Source organism: Bifidobacterium scaligerum (genome assembly GCF_002802865.1).
In the GTDB taxonomy this organism is placed as follows: domain Bacteria; phylum Actinomycetota; class Actinomycetes; order Actinomycetales; family Bifidobacteriaceae; genus Bifidobacterium; species Bifidobacterium scaligerum.
Window position 1 is genome coordinate 48,139 of the sequence record NZ_PGLQ01000009.1, and the last position, 16,149, is coordinate 64,287.

A 16,149-nucleotide genomic window follows, 5' to 3' on the forward strand; every position below is an offset into this window, starting at 1 on the left:
TCGGTACAAAGGAGCATCCATGAACGAGATCGAAATGGCTCGTCAGCGCAAGGCGGCTGAAGTGAGAGCCGGGCGACGTCACAAGGGTCTGTCCGTGTTCCGTCTCAAGGTGATCGGTGCCGTGTTCATGGCGCTTTCCGTGGCCTCCACCACGCTGGTGCCGCTGCTGTTCGGTGAGCCGTCCGCCGACAACATGACTGGCCTGACCGTCGCCGTGGTGTGCGAGATCGCCTCGTGGTGCGCGGTGCCGATCTACGCCTGGCTGCTCTTCGACGGCTGGAAGCACACGGGCAACCGGGTTCGGTATGGGGTCGAGCTGTTCATCGTGGCGAGCCTCGCCGGCTTCCCGTACGACAAGATCATGACCGGGCATTGGTTCGACGCGCACACGCACAACCCGGTGTGGGGATTGTTCTTCGCATACGTGGTGCTTGTCTGCATCGATTGGATTCGGCGCACATATTCGGGCGCTCCGCGTTGGCTGCTCGCCATCGCGGTGATCATCGCCGGCGTGCTGTGGAATCTCATCATGCGCGTCGGCGTAAGCCAGCGCGTGATGTATACGGGCGCGGTGACCCTCGCCTTCGTGCTGATCTTCTACTTCCTGGCTCCCCGCGAGAACACGATGATGTTCACCGCCGGTCTGTTGGGTGCGGTGATGTGCATTACGCCGGGCATTGGTGTGGCCTTCCTCCACTACCGCAACGAGGAGCTTGGGTATAAGCATTCCTGGACCAAATGGGTGTTTTACGCGCTCTACCCGGCCATGCTGCTCATCGGCGCCTTGCTGTAGCGCGATTCGCCTGCATGACTTGATGACGGTCGGACAATAGGAAAACGGCCTGCGAACCATGTAAGTCACATTGGTCGCAGGCCGTTTCCGTGTCTTCGTGAGGGCAGTCTCTTACTCCATGTCGCCGAATGGCATATCGGTGCTGCGCGGCACCAGCTGCGCTTCCACCACTTCGTGCTGGTTGTCGAGCGGCTTGCCGTCGATGAGCTTCAATGCCTTGGTGGCCGCGATCTTGCCCATCGCATACGGATCCTGCTTCATGGTAGTCAGGTTGATGGTGTCGGCGTAGGGGCTGTCGTCAAAGCCCACAATCGAGTAATCGCGTGGCGTGCGGTGACCGTAGCGCTCCAGCTTGAGCACCAGCGGAATCGCCATCATATCCATCTGGCAGCAGATCGCGTCCGGGAATTCCTCCAGCGCCAGCAGTGCGGACAGCGCGGAATCGGCGAACGCCGGACCGCGCGGCACGGACAGCACCTGCCAGTTGAGATCGTGCTTGTGCTCGTTGTCCTTGCAAGCCTGGATGAAGCCGCGCGTACGGGCGTCGATCGAGGAGTTCAGCAGTGCCGCCTCCGAGCACGGGTACACGATGTGCTTATGTCCGAGGTTGATCAGGTGCTGGGTGGCGGTGTACATGCCGCGCTCGTCATCGATGCTGATGGAGGCGTCGAAGCCGGCCTCGGACGGGGTGTTGATACCGACGATCGGTACGTGGAGTCGCTTGAGCTGCTCCGCCTCGTGCGGGTCGATGGCGAACGACGCTACGAACACGGCGTCCACGTTGCGGCGGATCGGCAGCTCGGTGAAGAACTCATGACGGTTCTCTTCGGTGTCGATGTGCTGGAACAGCGAAATGTCGTACCCGGCCGGATGCATCACCGATTCGATGCCGGCGAACGTTTGCGTATTGAACCAGCTGGTGATTTCCTCGTTCATCAGCAGCGCCACGCGGTTGGTGCGGCCGGACTTCAGGGCTGTGGCCGAGCGGGAGATGCTGAAGTCGAGTTTGTCGGCGATATCCAACACCTTGCGACGGGTTTTGTCCGAAACCAGGTCCGGTCGGGTGAACGCGCGTGAGACTGTGGAGATGGATACGCCGGCGGCCTTTGCTACTTCGTAGATATCTGCCTTGCCCATGTGCCCTCCTCAGTTGATGAGACAGTCGGTCATCGTCCCGTGATGGTTGAACTGTCGTGATAATACGTCGTTGTGCTGTCAACTTATATCATTGTACACTGCAAACGTTAGCGAAACGTCGGATTAACGACTGCTTTAATCATGATATTCTTGCGATAGTTACCCGTTGCGAACGTATGCTATTGGTGACGGGGGTACTCGATGGTGAGTAGGGGGTGCGGTGATGCGACGATTTGACGGAGCGCTGCGGGTCGGCGGAACGCGTCGGGCCGATGAGACGTGGCGTGGGAAGTTGCGCGGAGCGTTGCGTAGGTTTGCGGCGGCGATTGCGGCGGGCGTTCTGGCGTTTGGTTCGGCTGGTGCGTCGGGTTTAGGTGCGATTGGCGCGGGCGCAACATTGCTGGGTGCAACGGTCCCGCTTGCCTCTGCCGCCGAATCCGAGCCCGGCAGCGACGTGATCGTCATCGCCTTCCAGACCAACTGGAATTCCGTGGCGCGCGAATGCACCGAAACGTACGGTCCGGAAGGCGTGGGGTACGTGCAGGTCTCCCCGCCGCAAGAGACCATCGCGGGCCGGCAATGGTGGACCTCCTATCAGCCGGTCAGCTATCGGCTCGATTCCAAACTCGGCACCGAAGCCGAGTTCAAAGCCATGATCAAGCAGTGCAAGGCGGCCGGCGTGGGCGTCATAGCGGACGCGGTCATCAATCACATGGCCGGCGCGGATCGTTCCGGCTCCGGCGTGGCCGGCAGCCGGTTCGACGGCGAGGGCAACTTCCCCGAAGTACCGTACACTGCCGCCAATTTCCACAGCTGCACCGACAACGTCAGCAATTATCGCAACGCGAGCAACGTACAGAACTGCCGTCTTTCCGGATTGCAGGACCTCGACACCAGTCAGGAGTATGTGCAGAACAAGCTCGCCGACTATATGGCCACGTTGCTGGACATGGGCGTGGCCGGCTTCCGCGTGGACGCCGTCAAACACATCGCCGCCGCGGATGTTGCGGCCATCAAAGCCAAACTAGCGGCCAAGTCCGGGCGCGCGGCAGACGACATCTTCTTCGAGCAGGAGGTGATCGGCAACTCTGCGGAAGCCAAGGAAATCCAACCCGCGCAATATCTCGCCAACGGCAAAGTCTCCGAATTCAACGTCAACGCGCGACTCAAGCAGGCGTTCGATAACGATATCAATTCCGCCAGTTTCGGCCTTGGAGGCATCGGGGCCAGCGCAAGTTGGGTGCCGTCCGACAGGGCCGCCGTGTGGGTGACGAACTGGGACACCGAGCGTAACGGCAGCGCGCTGACCTATAAGGACGGTTCGAAATATCTGTTGGCCAACGCCTTCCTGCTGGCGTACGGGTACGGTCAGCCGCACGTGTTCTCCGGCTATTACTTCGCCAATGCCGACGGTGGCGCGCCCGGTGCCACGGATAGTGCGGTGCCGGATATGACTTGTCCGGCGGGTGATGCGGGCGAATCGGCGAATACTGAGTCGAGCGGGACGTGGCAGTGTGCGCAACGATGGACCGCCATTCGCGGCATGATCGGCTTCCACAACGCGGTTGCCGGCACCAAGGTCACGGATTGGAAGGAATACGGCGAGAACGTGGTCGGTTTCGGACGCGGCGCGATTGCGGATGATTCCGGGGATTCTGACGGTTCTGCGGCTGCCGACGACCTGGCTGTAGCGGGCAAGGCCGACGCCGGCGTGGGGTATCTGGCGATCAACAACAGCGATGAATCGGTTACGCGAACATTCGCGACTTCGCTGCCGGCCGGCGTGTACTGCAACGTGTATGCCACAGGCGACTGTTCCGCCGCGGTCTCCGTCAGGTCGGACGGTACCTTCGAAGCCACGTTGCCTGCCGGTTCGGCGGTCGCCATCCATGTGGGTGCGGAGCGTTCGGGGAGCGCGGGGAGCGCTGGCGGTGCTTCTGGCGGTGCTTCTGATGGCCGGCGTACCGACCCGGCCGACCCGGACTGGTTCGTCTCCAGCGCGGCGGCGATGGTGGGTGCGCAACCTGCGGATCATGCGCAGATCGTGATGGACGAGGAGATGGCCGAGGCGATCGACGAGGCCAATCATTCCGCGGGGTTGTCGGTGTTGGTGCTGGCCGGCGCGATGCTGCTGGTCGTCGCCGCCGGTCGTGTGTGCAAGTCGTTCGCAAAACTTGAGTGAGATGTGCTCAACTTTTTGTGGGGAATTTGGGAATAGAACTTGCGTCCGGGAAGTTGAGTGGTGTAGGCTCAAGTTTTGGAAGGTCCGAGAACCTGCCAAGGAATCTCCAAAGGATTCCCGAGGAACTTGGGCGAAGAACGTAAGAACGAATAACAAACAAAAAAGGAGCACACATTATGGCACGTGCAGTTGGTATCGATCTGGGTACTACGAATTCCTGCATCGCAACGCTGGAAGGCGGCGAGCCCACCGTTATCGTCAACGCTGAGGGTGCCCGCACCACGCCGTCCGTGGTGGCATTCTCCAAGTCCGGCGAGATTCTCGTCGGCGAAGTGGCCAAGCGTCAGGCCGTGACCAACGTTGACCGCACCATTTCTTCTGTCAAGCGTCACATGGGCACCGATTGGACCGTCGAGATCGACGGCAAGAAGTGGACCCCGCAGGAGATCTCCGCGCAGATCCTGATGAAGCTGAAGCGCGACGCTGAGGCTTACCTCGGCGAGCCGGTCACCGACGCCGTGATCACCTGCCCGGCATACTTCAACGATGCTCAGCGTCAGGCCACCAAGGACGCCGGCAAGATCGCAGGCCTGAACGTCCTGCGTATCATCAACGAGCCGACCGCAGCCGCTCTGGCTTACGGCCTTGAGAAGGGCAAGGAAGACGAGCGCATCCTGGTCTTCGACCTCGGCGGCGGCACCTTCGATGTCTCCCTGCTGGAGATCGGCAAGGACGACGATGGCTTCTCCACCATTCAGGTGCAGGCCACCAACGGCGATAACCACCTGGGCGGCGACGATTGGGATCAGAAGATCATCGATTGGCTGGTCGGCGAAGTCAAGAACAAGTACGGCGTTGACCTGAGCAAGGACAAGATCGCCCTGCAGCGTCTGAAGGAAGCTGCTGAGCAGGCGAAGAAGGAACTCTCCTCCTCCACCTCCACCAGCATTTCCATGCAGTACCTGGCCATGACCCCTGACGGCACCCCGGTCCATCTGGATGAGACCCTGACCCGTGCGCACTTCGAGGAAATGACCTCCGATCTGCTCGGCCGTTGCCGCACCCCGTTCAACAACGTGCTGCACGACGCCGGCATCTCCGTGTCCGACATCGATCACGTGGTGCTCGTCGGTGGTTCCACCCGTATGCCGGCCGTCAAGGAGCTCGTCAAGGAGCTCACCGGCGGCAAGGAAGCCAACCAGTCCGTGAACCCGGATGAGGTTGTGGCTGTCGGCGCTGCCGTGCAGTCCGGCGTCATCAAGGGCGACCGTAAGGACGTGCTGCTCATCGATGTGACCCCGCTTTCCCTCGGTATCGAGACCAAGGGCGGCATCATGACCAAGCTCATCGACCGCAACACCGCTATTCCTACCAAGCGCTCCGAGGTCTTCTCCACCGCTGAAGACAACCAGCCGTCCGTGCTGATTCAGGTCTACCAGGGTGAGCGTGAGTTCGCTCGCGACAACAAGCCGCTGGGCACCTTCGAGCTGACCGGCATCGCTCCGGCTCCGCGTGGCGTCCCGCAGATCGAGGTCACCTTCGATATCGACGCCAACGGCATCGTGCACGTCTCCGCCAAGGACAAGGGCACCGGTAAGGAGCAGTCCATGACCATCACCGGTGGTTCCGGCCTGCCGAAGGACGAGATCGATCGTATGGTCAAGGAAGCTGAGGCTCACGAGGCTGAGGATAAGAAGCGTAAGGAAGACGCCGAGACCCGCAACCAGGCCGAGGCCTTCGCCTACAGCACCGAGAAGCTCGTCAACGACAACAAGGACAAGCTCTCCGACGACATCGTCAAGGAAGTCACCGAGAAGGTCAACGCTCTGAAGGAATCCCTGAAGGGCGAGGACACCGAGAAGGTCAAGACCGCTCAGACCGAGCTGATGACCGCCGCCCAGAAGATCGGCCAGGTGCTCTACGCCCAGCAGGGCGCTGAGGGTGCCGCCGGTGCGGCTGGCGCTGCTGGTGCTGGCGCGGCTGGCGCTTCCGCTGGTTCCGCTTCTGCTGACGACGACACCGTTGAGGCCGAGGTCGTGGACGACGATGACGACAAGGGCAACAAGTGATGTCCGAGTTCAATAAGGACGACTATCTGAACGACCTGCCGGACGCAGACGACTTGGCCAACGCCCAGTCCTCTGCGGCCGGCACGGCCTCCTCTGCGGGCGATTCGGGTGCTGCTGGCGCCGGTGCAGCTGGTGCTGCGGCTGGCGACTCGGCTGCCGATTCGGCCAAGGCTGAGGGCGCGAAGTCCGATGCCGATGCCAACGCCAACGCTGCGAAGTCTGCGGCTGACGGCGAGAAGCCGGCTGGCGATGGCTCGGCTGATGCTGCTGATTCTTCCGATTCTGCTTCCGACGACACCTTGACCCCGCTGGGCAAGGCAAAGAAGGAAGCCGCTGAATACCTTGAGGCTCTGCAGCGTGAGCGTGCGGAGTTCATCAACTACCGCAACCGCGCCACCCGTGAGCAGGAGCGCTTCCGCCAGCATGGCATCATCGACGTGCTGACCGCGCTGCTGCCGGCTCTGGACGACATCGACCGCATCCGCGAACACAGCGAGATGGACGACTCGTTCAAGGCTGTCGCCGCGAAAATCGACAAGGCCTTCGAGAAGTTCGGCGTGGAGAAGTTCGGTGAGAAGGGCGAGGAATTCGACCCCACCAAGCATGACGCGATCCTGCACAAGCCGGACGCGGACGCCGACAAGGAAACGGTCGATACCGTGGTCGAAGCCGGCTACCGCATCGGCGACCGCGTAATCCGCGCCGCCCGAGTAGTAGTAGCCTCCCCGCAAAACTAATCCCTCCGCTAAAAGAGGGCCTTTCCGAAATCTGTTCGCTCGTCAGTCGCTCATTTTCAAGCGCGGCGAGTTGACGAACGTACGGATCTGTGTGCTAACTCACTTACGCTCCATCCAACGTAAGTTGACCGCTACACAGAGCGGGGAGTCGGGATATGCGTTGCTCGACTGTAGGCTTGGCCAAACGGCCTTGAGTGTGTCGAGCAACGCATATCCCGACTCCCCGCGGTCACCGCGCTGAAGTGACCGGCCGTCATCCCGCGGTCACCGCGCTAAAGCAACGTTTCATCATTAACGGTCGCCCCTTCATCTGTTGAGGGGTGCCGGCCAATCATACAGACTTTTACATATAACGAAAGGAGACATGAATGGCTGAGAACGAATGGCTCAGCAAGGATTTCTACAAGGTCCTTGGTGTCTCCAAGGACGCTTCGGACGACGAAATCAAAAAAGCGTACCGCAAGCTGGCGCGCAAATACCATCCGGACGTCAACAAGACCAAGGAAGCCGAGGAGAAGTTCAAGGACATCTCGGAAGCCTATGACGTGCTGAGCAAGAAGGAGGATCGCCAGAAGTACGATGCGATCCGTCAGTTCGGCATGGGCGGCGCTCGCTTCGCCGGCGGTTCCGGTTCCGGCGGCTTCGATGCTTCCGGCTTCTCCGATATCTTCGGTTCCATGTTCGGGGCGGGCTCCGGCATGGGCGGCAATGGCTCGCGTATTCGTTTCTCCACATCCGGTGGCAACGGCGGGCCCAACATCAACGACATCTTCTCCATGTTCGGTGGTGCAGGCGGTCAGGCCGGTGCACAGTACGGCGGCGGGTACGGCAACCCCGGCGGCTCGTACGGCTATGAGGAGGCTCCGCGTCCGGAGCGCGGCGAGGACCGCAACTCCAAGATCAGCCTGACGTTGCGTCAGGCGGTGAAGGGCGCGACCGTGTCGCTGTCGGTGGACGGCAAGAAGTTCAAGGCCCATGTGCCTGCCGGCGTCAAGGATGGCCAGAAGATCAAGCTGTCCGGCAAGGGCAAGCCGGGTGTGAACGGCGGCGCGTCCGGCGACCTGTACCTGCACGTCACCGTCAAGGACGATTCGACCTTCTCGATGCGCGGCCATGATCTGGTCATGGACCTGCCTGTTACCGTGGGCGAGGCCGTGGCCGGCGGCAAGGTCGAAGCCAAGGATATTGACGGCAATCCGGTCACTTTCAAGGTGCCGGCCGGTTCCAGCTCGGGCGCTGAAATCAAGCTGTCCGGGTTGGGCGTCAAGCATGGCAATGCGGCGGGCGATCTGATCGGCCGCGTGCAGATCATGGTTCCGGCCAAGCCGGGGCTGGCGGTTAAGCACGTCGCCAAGGAATTCGACGCCAAGGCCGGCGACTATCTGAACCGGTAACGGATCGGATTCTGACGTTTCGAGTGTTGACGGTCGGCCGTAGCCTAGCGGTTGCGGCTTGACCGTCAACTCGTTTGCCGGGTTCGTCGTTCGGCGGTTCGGGTAAGTCGGTTCGGGTGAATCGTTCGGGTGAATCGTTCGGGCGAATCGCCGATTCAAAGATTCAAAAGTTTGTACTAGGAGGCGCATGATGGCCAGAGGAGCCAATCAGATGCGACAGTTGTACGCCATGTGCGCCACCGCAATCGTCTTGGGGCGTGCCGATCTGGACGGAGCCGACGAGGTCGGTTTCGACATCGAACTGCCTATTTTTACCGTCGGGCAAACGGCCGAGCTGGCCAATATGCATCCTCAGACGCTGCGTCAATACGACCGTCTGGGGCTGATCCGCCCGCAGCGCACGGATGGCGGCGCTCGCCGCTACTGTCTGCGCGATATCGCCCGCTTGGCTCGTGCTCAGCGTTTGAGTCAGGACGAGGGCATCAACCTTTCTGGCATCGCGCGCATTTTGGAGCTCGAAGAGGAGAACCGCCAATTGCGCCGCGAGGTTAAGCGCATGCAGACGGCCAGTGGGGACAGTGTCTTCGCCGCCGGTCGTGATGGCAACATCGTGGAGGTGCAGCGCTCCAATCGTGCTCGTCTGTGGCGTAATGCGATCCGCCATGAGGTCCGAGAACTTCCCGGCCGTTTCACCGCTTCCGGTGTGACTGGCGCTGGTGCGTCGGGCATGTCGGGCGCGTCGGGCGCGGGTGCCAACGCGGGCAGCGTTGGGGGTGCCGATGGCCCCTCTCGTTCCGCCGACATCTCCCCGTATATCGACGACTCCAAATCCATGGTCCTCTGGGGCTGGTGAGACACAAGGCCCTCGGTGCTGGAGCTAGCGCCAAGAGTTTTGTGACTTGACATCTTCATCTGGGCCGATGGCCGTCATCCGCATCTCCATATCCTCATATCCTGAGCGCCATCAGCTTATTTGGCCTGAGTTTTTCTCTCCCCCCCCCGCGAATATGTCTCTCTGACTTCGTCTCAGTGGTACATTTTCGCGAAGGGCGGCGGTGAATTTGTTGGAATTTGCTGGGGTGGATGGAAAATTTTCGTCGTTTCCTTGTTTCGCGAATATGTCTCTCTGACATCGTCTCAGCGGTACATTTTCGCGGCGAGCGGCGAAGGGCGGTGGTGAGAGGCGGTGAGAGGCGGTGAGAGGCGGTGAGATTATCGTTGTTCGCCGCATCCGACACGACCGTCAGAACGATGGCCACCGCTGTCTCACGGAGTTGATGATATAGAAGTGGTTGAAATGGCCGTTGCCCGACTACGAATGGAGAAAAACCATGCTGCTTAAGGCCGTGTTCTGGGATCTGGATGGAACGCTTATCGATTCGGAGCCGCTGTGGCACGACGGCGAAATTGAAATCGCCCATGCCAACGGCGGTGAATGGAATGAGGATCTCGGCTGGCAGTGCTCCGGTACGCCGGTGCCCAGCGTGGCGCGACATATGATCGAGCGAGGTTGCAAACTGAGCGTCGAGGAGATCGACAAGCAGCTCAAGGATTACGTGTTCAACGCCGAGGTGACGCGTCTGCCGTGGATTCCCGGTGTACAAGATGTACTGCGTTCCCTCAAGGATGCCGGCATTCCTTCGATGTTGGTCACCACTTCGCCCCGGCGCATGGCGGAGAACATCATGAAGCAGGCGGATGGTTTGCTCGCCGGCTACGTGTGCGGCGATGATCCGTTTGAACACAAGCCGAACCCCGCGCCGTACTTGGCGGCTGCCGCGAAACTCGGCATCGCGCCTGAAGACATGGCCAAGTGCGTGGTTCTGGAGGATTCCTCGGTGGGGCTTCAGGCCGGTGCCGCTTCCGGTGCCACGTTGATTGCACAGACTGGCTGGATCCGCACTGATACGTCCGGCCTCGGCCAGTTCGCGTCCATCGACTCGTATGATGGCATCGACGCCGCTGCGCTTGATGCTTTCGTGCGTCAGCGGTTAGGCAAGTGACGGTGCTGATTGGCATTATGGAGCTGTGAACGTCAGGTAATCGGCTGTTTGACCGATTGCTTGACGTTTTTTGTTTGATTGTTTGTCTGATGCTTTTCGATGAACGCCGATTGGTATCGGGCAAACGGTGGGCTCTCTCTGATCTGCGCAACGATCTATTGATGCTGGTGGGCCGGAATCATTTGATTGACGTGGGCTGACTCACGCGAGTCAATCGACGTGCATGGCCACAGGCGGGCTGCGCCCAATAATTGTGCAGATTTCTCTGACCTGTTGGTCTGCGCCGTCACTTGTATAAGCCCCGCTGGTAGGGTAGTGGGCGGTTTCCATACGTGCGCCGCGCGTACGGCCGCCCGCCGCAGCGTTCGGCGAGAGCGGGACGAGTGGTGCATGACCGACTTCGACTCATAGGAATTCCAGGAATCAGATGGGCTTTATCAACTTTATTCTTGAACTGCTGAAGGATCCGCGCGCCGCTATCGCCGGCTGGATCGCCATGGGCGTGGCACCGACTCTCGGCTTCATTTTCCTTATCGTTTTCATCGAAACGGGCGTGGTGTTCTTCCCGTTCCTTCCCGGCGACTCGCTGCTGTTCGCCGCCGGTGTGTTCGCCGCTCCGGATGCGGCGACCGGCAAGGCTGCACTGCCGTTGTTCTGGCTGTTGCCGGTTGTTTGGTGTGCGCCGATTATCGGTGATCAGTGCAACTACTTCATCGGTCACTTCTTTGGCCGCCGCATCATCCAGTCTGGCAAAGTGAAGGCCATGACTCCCGAGCGTATTGCCAAAACTGAAGGCATGATCGAGAAGTGGGGTCCGCTGGCAGTGTTCCTGGGCCGTTTCTTCCCGTTCATCCGTACGTTCATGCCGTTCATCTCCGGTATTTCCGGCATGCGTTGGAGCCGTTTCACGCCGTTCTCGGTGCTCGGTGGTCTCACTTGGTCCACGCTGTTCACGCTGCTGGGCTACTTCTTCGGCAACATTCCGGCTGTGCAGGACCATTTCGAACTGGTGATCGTACTGATTCTGTTGGTCTCGCTGACGCCGACGATTGTTGGCCTGTTCAAGGCCAAGTTCGGCAAGAAGAAGCCGGCCAAGGTGACCGACTCCCAGCTGGATGCTATGGAGGATGGCATCGAGCATTTGGAGAAGTAGTCGTACGGTCTGTAACGGCTCGGGGAAGGCTCTGCTGGGCGACTGACTGACTGACTGGTTGGGCTGGACTGGGCTTGGTTGACTGGCTACTGATACGGGGGCGACCGGGCTGGTTGACTGGGCGACCGACTGGCTAATTAGCCGACTGACTGACTAACTAACTAACCGACTGACTAACCCATGCTGGCGTGGTTATCCACATTTGTTGTGGATGACACGCCGGCATGTGCATAACTGGCAAGCTGGAACCACATAGGTCGTTTCAGGTTGCCGAGAACTTCGCCGATACGATTCAATCGGCGTATGAACAGCAACAGCAATATTTCCTCCCGTTCTCACGCAATGCAGCGCTCGCGGGATTCACGAGCCGCGGTGTCCCTCGCACCGCCGCTTGATGTTCCGCTGCCGGATGATGACTGTGCCGCAGCCCGCGCGATCAGGCCTCCGGACATTGCCGCCGCAGTCCCGCGCTACTACACGCCGCCGCCCCAGCCGGCAACCTCGGGCAAACGAAAGCGGTCCAAAGCAGCGCCGGAAATCTTGCCTGCCACGGATACGGCATTGCACAATATCGTGACGATGACCGCCGGGCACGCAGGTGTGGGATCGAGCGTGCTTGCGGCCATGCTTTCGTGGGAGCTTGCCAATCGCGGATTGCGATGCGCGCTGGTGGACGTCGATTTCACTTCGGGATGTTTGGACCTGCTGCTGGGCGTAGAGCGCGAACCGGGTTTGCGATTCAACGAGATCGAAGCTCCGCTTGGCCAGATCGAAGGCGAGGCATTGCATTACGAGCTGACCGCATGGGAGGGCGTGCGTGTGCTGCCATACCACCCGTGGGATGGGCAAACTCCTGAATGGTGGGAAGTACAGGCGGCTTTGCGCGCGCTGGCGCAAACGAATGACGTGGTGATTGTGGACGCCGGGCAAGGCGAGTTGGTGGAAGCGATTCCTGAGTTGCGTGACGCTGCGCAACTGATGGTCGTGGAATTGTCGGTACTTGGTTTGGCGCGGGCCAAGGCGCACAGGAATCGATTGGCGGCGTGGAAGTGCGCAGCGCCGGATGTGGTGGGGATTGAGCCGCGAGGGGCACCGCGCGGGCGCGGCAATGTAGGCATCGGCGAGGCTGAGGATTATCTTGCGGCGGCGGTACTGGGGCCGGTACGACCGAGTGTGACTCTGTGCGGTGATGTGCTGGAAGGATTGGGCATCCGTTCGGTGCCGAAGGGGAGCCGTAAAACGGTGGATTCTTTGGCTGATTTGGTGGAGCGTGCCGTACACCCGAGGTCTCGTGGCCGTGGCAATGATGCCGGTCGTGGTCGTGGACTCAACGGCAATGGTGCCCGTGAGAGTGGCGGCGCTTGGGAAGATGAAGGCGCTTGGAGCGATGGCCGGTGAGTTGGTGCGCGGCCGTGATCGCAAGCGTGTGTGGCGGGGCATGGCGTTCGGCTTGCTGCGCGAATTGGCACAAGATCCGCAGGTGACCGATGTGGCGGTGACATGCGATGGTCGGGTATGGGCGGATCGTGGTACGGGGATGCGCGAGCATGCGCTGCAGGTGCCGTTTCGCAGTGCGCAGGTCGTTCGGGAATACGCGGTGCAGCTGTGTGCGCAATTGGGATGCCGTCTGGATGATGCCAGCCCCATTGCCGACGCGGCCAATGCTCAAGGCGTACGTGTGCATGCGGTGATTGCACCGCTGGTGCCGCAAGGTGCCGCGATATCCATACGATTCCCCAAACAGGAAGCCATGACGCTATCCATGCTGAGTCAGGCTGGACTGTTTCCGGCTGGATGGTTTCCGCTGATTGCCGGTTTGGTGGCCCGCCGCGCCACGATATTGGTCACCGGAGGTACCGGAGCAGGTAAAACCACGTTGATTAAAGCGCTGCTTGGCCAATGCGATGACCGGGAACGCATCATCACCGTGGAGGAAGTGCGTGAGCTCGGCGATTTCGGTCACGCCAATCATGTTTCGCTGGTGGCTCGCGCCGCCAATGTGGAGGGCGCGGGCGCGGTAGGGCTTACTGATTTGGTGAAGGCCACGTTGCGTATGCGTCCCGATCGTGTGGTGCTGGGGGAGTGCCGAGGGGAGGAAGTGGTGGATCTGCTGCGTGCTTTCAACTCCGGTCATCATGGCGGTATGACCACCTTGCATGCGGACGATGTACGCCGTATACCAGCGCGATTGATCGCCTTGGGACTACTTGCCGGAGTCTCGCCTCAAGCGTTGGCGGCGCTCGCGGAAGGCGCATTCGACGTGGTATTGCACGTGGAGCGTATTCGTGGACGTCGTTGTATTACGCAGATCGGGCGTCTGCGTGCGAAGCCGGACATGCATGCGCATCAGCTTTCCGCCGGTGGGTTTTCCGATGGTCTGATGGGTGAAACGCTTGCGGTATGGGATGGCGTGCATGAGCCGCGTTATGCGTCGAGCTGGGCGGATTTCCGTAAGGAGTGGAGCCTATGACGGCGGCAACTGTTTGTTGTGCCATATTGATGGCGTTGGCGATGCTGATATGGCCTCGCCGTGGTTCTGGTTCCGAAGATAGCGTCGCGCGATTGCACGTGGCTTCGTTAAGGCGGACTGGGAAGTCACGATCCGTGCGGGCGGAAGCGTTATCAGGTGATTCGTCGGGTTTTGTGCGACATGTTGCGCGACATCTCGTACAGCATCGTGCGCGGGATGAGCCGTTACGTTCGGGTGTGCTTCGTTCGGACACGCTTCGTTTAGAGGCGTCGCGCGTGGGCGTCGCGCAGGTGATCGCTGCCGTCATCGCGCGAATGAACGGTGGCGGCAGCGCGATGGAAGCGTTCATCGAGCAGGGATTGCGCCCGAGCGCCGTACACCGTATATCCGAGTCGAGGCTGCGTGCGTTGTTTGAGGCTCGTCGGCTGCCGGAAGAAACCGAATCGCAGTGCACGCAAGTGGCGGTCGGAGTGGCGGGTGCGATAGCACTCAGCGAGAGACTGGGATGCCGGGCTGTGCCATGCTTGCAGGCGGTGCTTGAAGCCTGGAGCCAGATGCGGCTTCTGCATGATTTGCGTGCGCAAGCGATGGCTGTGCCCAAGGCCACGGTCGGATTGCTGACCGCGTTGCCGGCTATCACGGTAGCGCTCGGCGAATTGATGGGTGCCAGACCGCTTTCGTTCCTGTTCGGTTCAAGACAAGGTCTGCTGTGCCTGGTGTTGGGATCCTGCTGCTATGCCTTGGGCCTGTTCTGGATGCGTGCATTGCTCAAAACCATAGAAGGGTAAGGTGCGCCATGAGCCTTATGACAACGCACGCGATGTCTTGGTGTGTGGCGGTTGCGGTGTGGCTGTATACCGCGAAACCGGCGGACGATGCCCGCTTGCCGAAGCCAACGGCCCAATCGACGTCAGCGTACGACACCGGCGCATCCGGCACCATGCTGATCTTGCATATGTTACAGGCGGCTCTGCGCCAAGGGGCTTCGATTCCCGGTGCCTTGGAGGCCGTGGGCGCTGTTGCGAAAGGCGCTTGCGGCGGTGGCTTGGCGCGGACCGGGGAGTTGCTGAATGCCGGTGCCTCTTGGCATGATGCGTGGAAAGTCGCGTTCGCTGGTACGAAAGAGCCGACCAACAAGAAGCTGCCTTATGCAGAGCGTTCCCATGTGGAGGCATCTCACACGGAGTCGGCTTTGCGCTTGATTCGCGATGCTTTGGAATCCTCTTGGATGCACGGTGACGCTCCTGCAGCCCGTATTGAAGCGGCGTCGGAACAGTTGAGTCGTGACGAACGTGCGCGTATCGAACGCAGCACCGCCAAGCTCACTGTACGTCTCCTCATGCCTACCGGACTGTGTTTTCTCCCGGCATTCGTCTGCATCGGCGTAATCCCCTCCATCATTTCCTTCATGGTGTAGGAGCTGGTTTTACTTAATGTCCCGCGGCGCGACGAACATTGTACATGTAAATATACATGCATAAAAACATGGAGAATTGTATGACTACATTAACTGTTCCTGTGGATACCTTGGTTCCCATCAGCCGGTTCGGCCGTGGCACGGCAAGCGCTGAGTTCGCCAAAGTTGCCGATAACACTCCTGTGACCGTTTTGCGTAACAACGAACCTGTCTACTTCATCATCAACGAACACGACTATCGGCATTTCCGCGAATTGGAGGACGAAGTGAAGGAGCTGCGCAATGCGGAAGCCCGCCGTCAAGCGCGAGACAAGGAGCATACCCATTCCTTTACATCCGTAGACGAATTGGATGGTTACTTCGATGCGCTCTAGGCTGTCCGGCATCGCAACTATCAGAGCGTTTGATCAAGACGCAAAAGCACTGAAAAAGAAACATTTCGACCTCAAGCTCATGAAGCCGGCCATACAGGCGATAGTTGACGGGAATACTGACCTTCTGAAAACAAAATATCGCGATCATCCTTTGACGGGCCAGTGGACCGGCTTCCGAGAATTGCACATCGACGGCGATTGGCTTCTCGTGTATTTCATCGACGGTGATGAATTAGTGCTCGTGCTCACTCGTACGGGAACGCATGATGATCTGTATTCGGCGAAAACCGCGAAGAGTCTCATTCGTGGGTATAAGGCTTCAGAACGAACAAAATTGCGCTGAAATACATCTTGAAATTCAGAAATACAACAAACATTCTTTGATTTGAGTGATTACTGATTGAAACGGGTGCAGCTGGG

General features: G+C 60.0%; 15 protein-coding genes. 14 read left to right on the forward strand and 1 reads right to left on the reverse strand.

Features of this window, described 5'->3' with window-relative positions; all coding sequences use genetic code 11:
• Nucleotides 1–19: 19 nt before the first annotated feature.
• Nucleotides 20–793, forward strand: a complete 774-nt coding sequence (locus tag CUU80_RS09505; protein ID WP_100497098.1) for a TraX family protein — start codon at nucleotides 20–22, stop codon at nucleotides 791–793.
• A gap of 111 nt (nucleotides 794–904) precedes the next feature.
• On the opposite strand, the gene CUU80_RS09510 is transcribed toward CUU80_RS09505, so the two are convergent.
• Nucleotides 905–1,930: a LacI family DNA-binding transcriptional regulator gene (locus CUU80_RS09510; RefSeq protein ID WP_100497099.1), complete on the reverse strand. Its 1,026-nt coding sequence runs from the start codon at nucleotides 1,928–1,930 to the stop codon at nucleotides 905–907.
• 223 nt (nucleotides 1,931–2,153) lie between these two features.
• Here CUU80_RS09510 and CUU80_RS09515 point away from each other — a divergent pair, with 223 nt between their 5' ends.
• From CUU80_RS09515 to CUU80_RS09575, 13 genes are all read left to right on the forward strand, one after another.
• Nucleotides 2,154–4,112: an alpha-amylase gene (locus CUU80_RS09515; RefSeq protein ID WP_207760116.1), complete on the forward strand. Its 1,959-nt coding sequence runs from the start codon at nucleotides 2,154–2,156 to the stop codon at nucleotides 4,110–4,112.
• Between the two features lie 176 nt (nucleotides 4,113–4,288).
• Nucleotides 4,289–6,181 carry a molecular chaperone DnaK gene (dnaK, locus tag CUU80_RS09520; RefSeq protein ID WP_100497100.1) on the forward strand — a complete coding sequence of 631 codons (1,893 nt, stop codon included), beginning with the start codon at nucleotides 4,289–4,291 and terminating at the stop codon, nucleotides 6,179–6,181.
• Nucleotides 6,181–6,918, forward strand: coding sequence for a nucleotide exchange factor GrpE (gene grpE, locus CUU80_RS09525; protein WP_100497101.1), 738 nt, complete (start codon nucleotides 6,181–6,183; stop codon nucleotides 6,916–6,918). Before dnaK ends, grpE begins: the two co-directional genes overlap by 1 nt.
• A 368-nt stretch (nucleotides 6,919–7,286) precedes the next feature.
• Nucleotides 7,287–8,312 carry a DnaJ C-terminal domain-containing protein gene (locus CUU80_RS09530; protein ID WP_100497102.1) on the forward strand — a complete coding sequence of 342 codons (1,026 nt, stop codon included), beginning with the start codon at nucleotides 7,287–7,289 and terminating at the stop codon, nucleotides 8,310–8,312.
• A gap of 190 nt (nucleotides 8,313–8,502) precedes the next feature.
• A complete protein-coding gene (locus tag CUU80_RS09535; protein WP_100497128.1) occupies nucleotides 8,503–9,165 on the forward strand; it encodes a heat shock protein transcriptional repressor HspR in 663 nt (220 codons plus the stop codon).
• Between the two features lie 478 nt (nucleotides 9,166–9,643).
• Nucleotides 9,644–10,315: an HAD family hydrolase gene (locus CUU80_RS09540; RefSeq protein ID WP_100497103.1), complete on the forward strand. Its 672-nt coding sequence runs from the start codon at nucleotides 9,644–9,646 to the stop codon at nucleotides 10,313–10,315.
• A gap of 427 nt (nucleotides 10,316–10,742) precedes the next feature.
• Nucleotides 10,743–11,468 (forward strand): DedA family protein, encoded by a 726-nt coding sequence (locus tag CUU80_RS09545; protein WP_100497104.1) that lies wholly within the window; start codon nucleotides 10,743–10,745, stop codon nucleotides 11,466–11,468.
• Nucleotides 11,469–11,771: 303 nt separating this feature from the next.
• Nucleotides 11,772–12,866, forward strand: coding sequence for a CpaE/TadZ family protein (locus CUU80_RS11050; RefSeq protein WP_243388719.1), 1,095 nt, complete (start codon nucleotides 11,772–11,774; stop codon nucleotides 12,864–12,866).
• Nucleotides 12,856–13,938, forward strand: coding sequence for a TadA family conjugal transfer-associated ATPase (locus tag CUU80_RS09555; RefSeq protein WP_439329981.1), 1,083 nt, complete (start codon nucleotides 12,856–12,858; stop codon nucleotides 13,936–13,938). The genes CUU80_RS11050 and CUU80_RS09555 overlap by 11 nt, the downstream gene beginning before the upstream one ends.
• Before the next feature lie 275 nt (nucleotides 13,939–14,213).
• On the forward strand, nucleotides 14,214–14,726 hold the full coding sequence (locus CUU80_RS09560; protein WP_279325006.1) for a hypothetical protein: 513 nt from the start codon (nucleotides 14,214–14,216) through the stop codon (nucleotides 14,724–14,726).
• Between the two features lie 8 nt (nucleotides 14,727–14,734).
• Complete coding sequence (locus tag CUU80_RS09565) at nucleotides 14,735–15,355, forward strand: type II secretion system F family protein (RefSeq protein ID WP_100497105.1); 621 nt, start codon at nucleotides 14,735–14,737, stop codon at nucleotides 15,353–15,355.
• Nucleotides 15,356–15,435: 80 nt separating this feature from the next.
• The gene (locus CUU80_RS09570; protein WP_100497106.1) at nucleotides 15,436–15,729 is read left to right on the forward strand and encodes a prevent-host-death family protein; all 294 of its coding nucleotides are present in this window, start codon (nucleotides 15,436–15,438) and stop codon (nucleotides 15,727–15,729) included.
• Entirely contained in the window at nucleotides 15,707–16,072 is a 366-nt protein-coding gene (locus CUU80_RS09575) for a type II toxin-antitoxin system RelE/ParE family toxin (protein ID WP_243388720.1), read from the forward strand. Before CUU80_RS09570 ends, CUU80_RS09575 begins: the two co-directional genes overlap by 23 nt.
• The last annotated feature ends 77 nt before the right edge of the window (nucleotides 16,073–16,149 follow it).

Bases quoted from the DNA above. Each gene is read 5' to 3' on its own strand.
- CUU80_RS09505 (WP_100497098.1), top strand. From the start codon at position 20: ATGAACGAGATCGAAATGGCTCGTCAGCGCAAGGCGGCTGAAGTGAGA.
- CUU80_RS09510 (WP_100497099.1), bottom strand. From the start codon at position 1,930: ATGGGCAAGGCAGATATCTACGAAGTAGCAAAGGCCGCCGGCGTATCC.
- CUU80_RS09515 (WP_207760116.1), top strand. From the start codon at position 2,154: ATGCGACGATTTGACGGAGCGCTGCGGGTCGGCGGAACGCGTCGGGCC.
- dnaK (WP_100497100.1), top strand. From the start codon at position 4,289: ATGGCACGTGCAGTTGGTATCGATCTGGGTACTACGAATTCCTGCATC.
- grpE (WP_100497101.1), top strand. From the start codon at position 6,181: ATGTCCGAGTTCAATAAGGACGACTATCTGAACGACCTGCCGGACGCA.
- CUU80_RS09530 (WP_100497102.1), top strand. From the start codon at position 7,287: ATGGCTGAGAACGAATGGCTCAGCAAGGATTTCTACAAGGTCCTTGGT.
- CUU80_RS09535 (WP_100497128.1), top strand. From the start codon at position 8,503: ATGGCCAGAGGAGCCAATCAGATGCGACAGTTGTACGCCATGTGCGCC.
- CUU80_RS09540 (WP_100497103.1), top strand. From the start codon at position 9,644: ATGCTGCTTAAGGCCGTGTTCTGGGATCTGGATGGAACGCTTATCGAT.
- CUU80_RS09545 (WP_100497104.1), top strand. From the start codon at position 10,743: ATGGGCTTTATCAACTTTATTCTTGAACTGCTGAAGGATCCGCGCGCC.
- CUU80_RS11050 (WP_243388719.1), top strand. From the start codon at position 11,772: ATGAACAGCAACAGCAATATTTCCTCCCGTTCTCACGCAATGCAGCGC.
- CUU80_RS09555 (WP_439329981.1), top strand. From the start codon at position 12,856: ATGGCCGGTGAGTTGGTGCGCGGCCGTGATCGCAAGCGTGTGTGGCGG.
- CUU80_RS09565 (WP_100497105.1), top strand. From the start codon at position 14,735: ATGAGCCTTATGACAACGCACGCGATGTCTTGGTGTGTGGCGGTTGCG.
- CUU80_RS09570 (WP_100497106.1), top strand. From the start codon at position 15,436: ATGACTACATTAACTGTTCCTGTGGATACCTTGGTTCCCATCAGCCGG.
- CUU80_RS09575 (WP_243388720.1), top strand. From the start codon at position 15,707: ATGGTTACTTCGATGCGCTCTAGGCTGTCCGGCATCGCAACTATCAGA.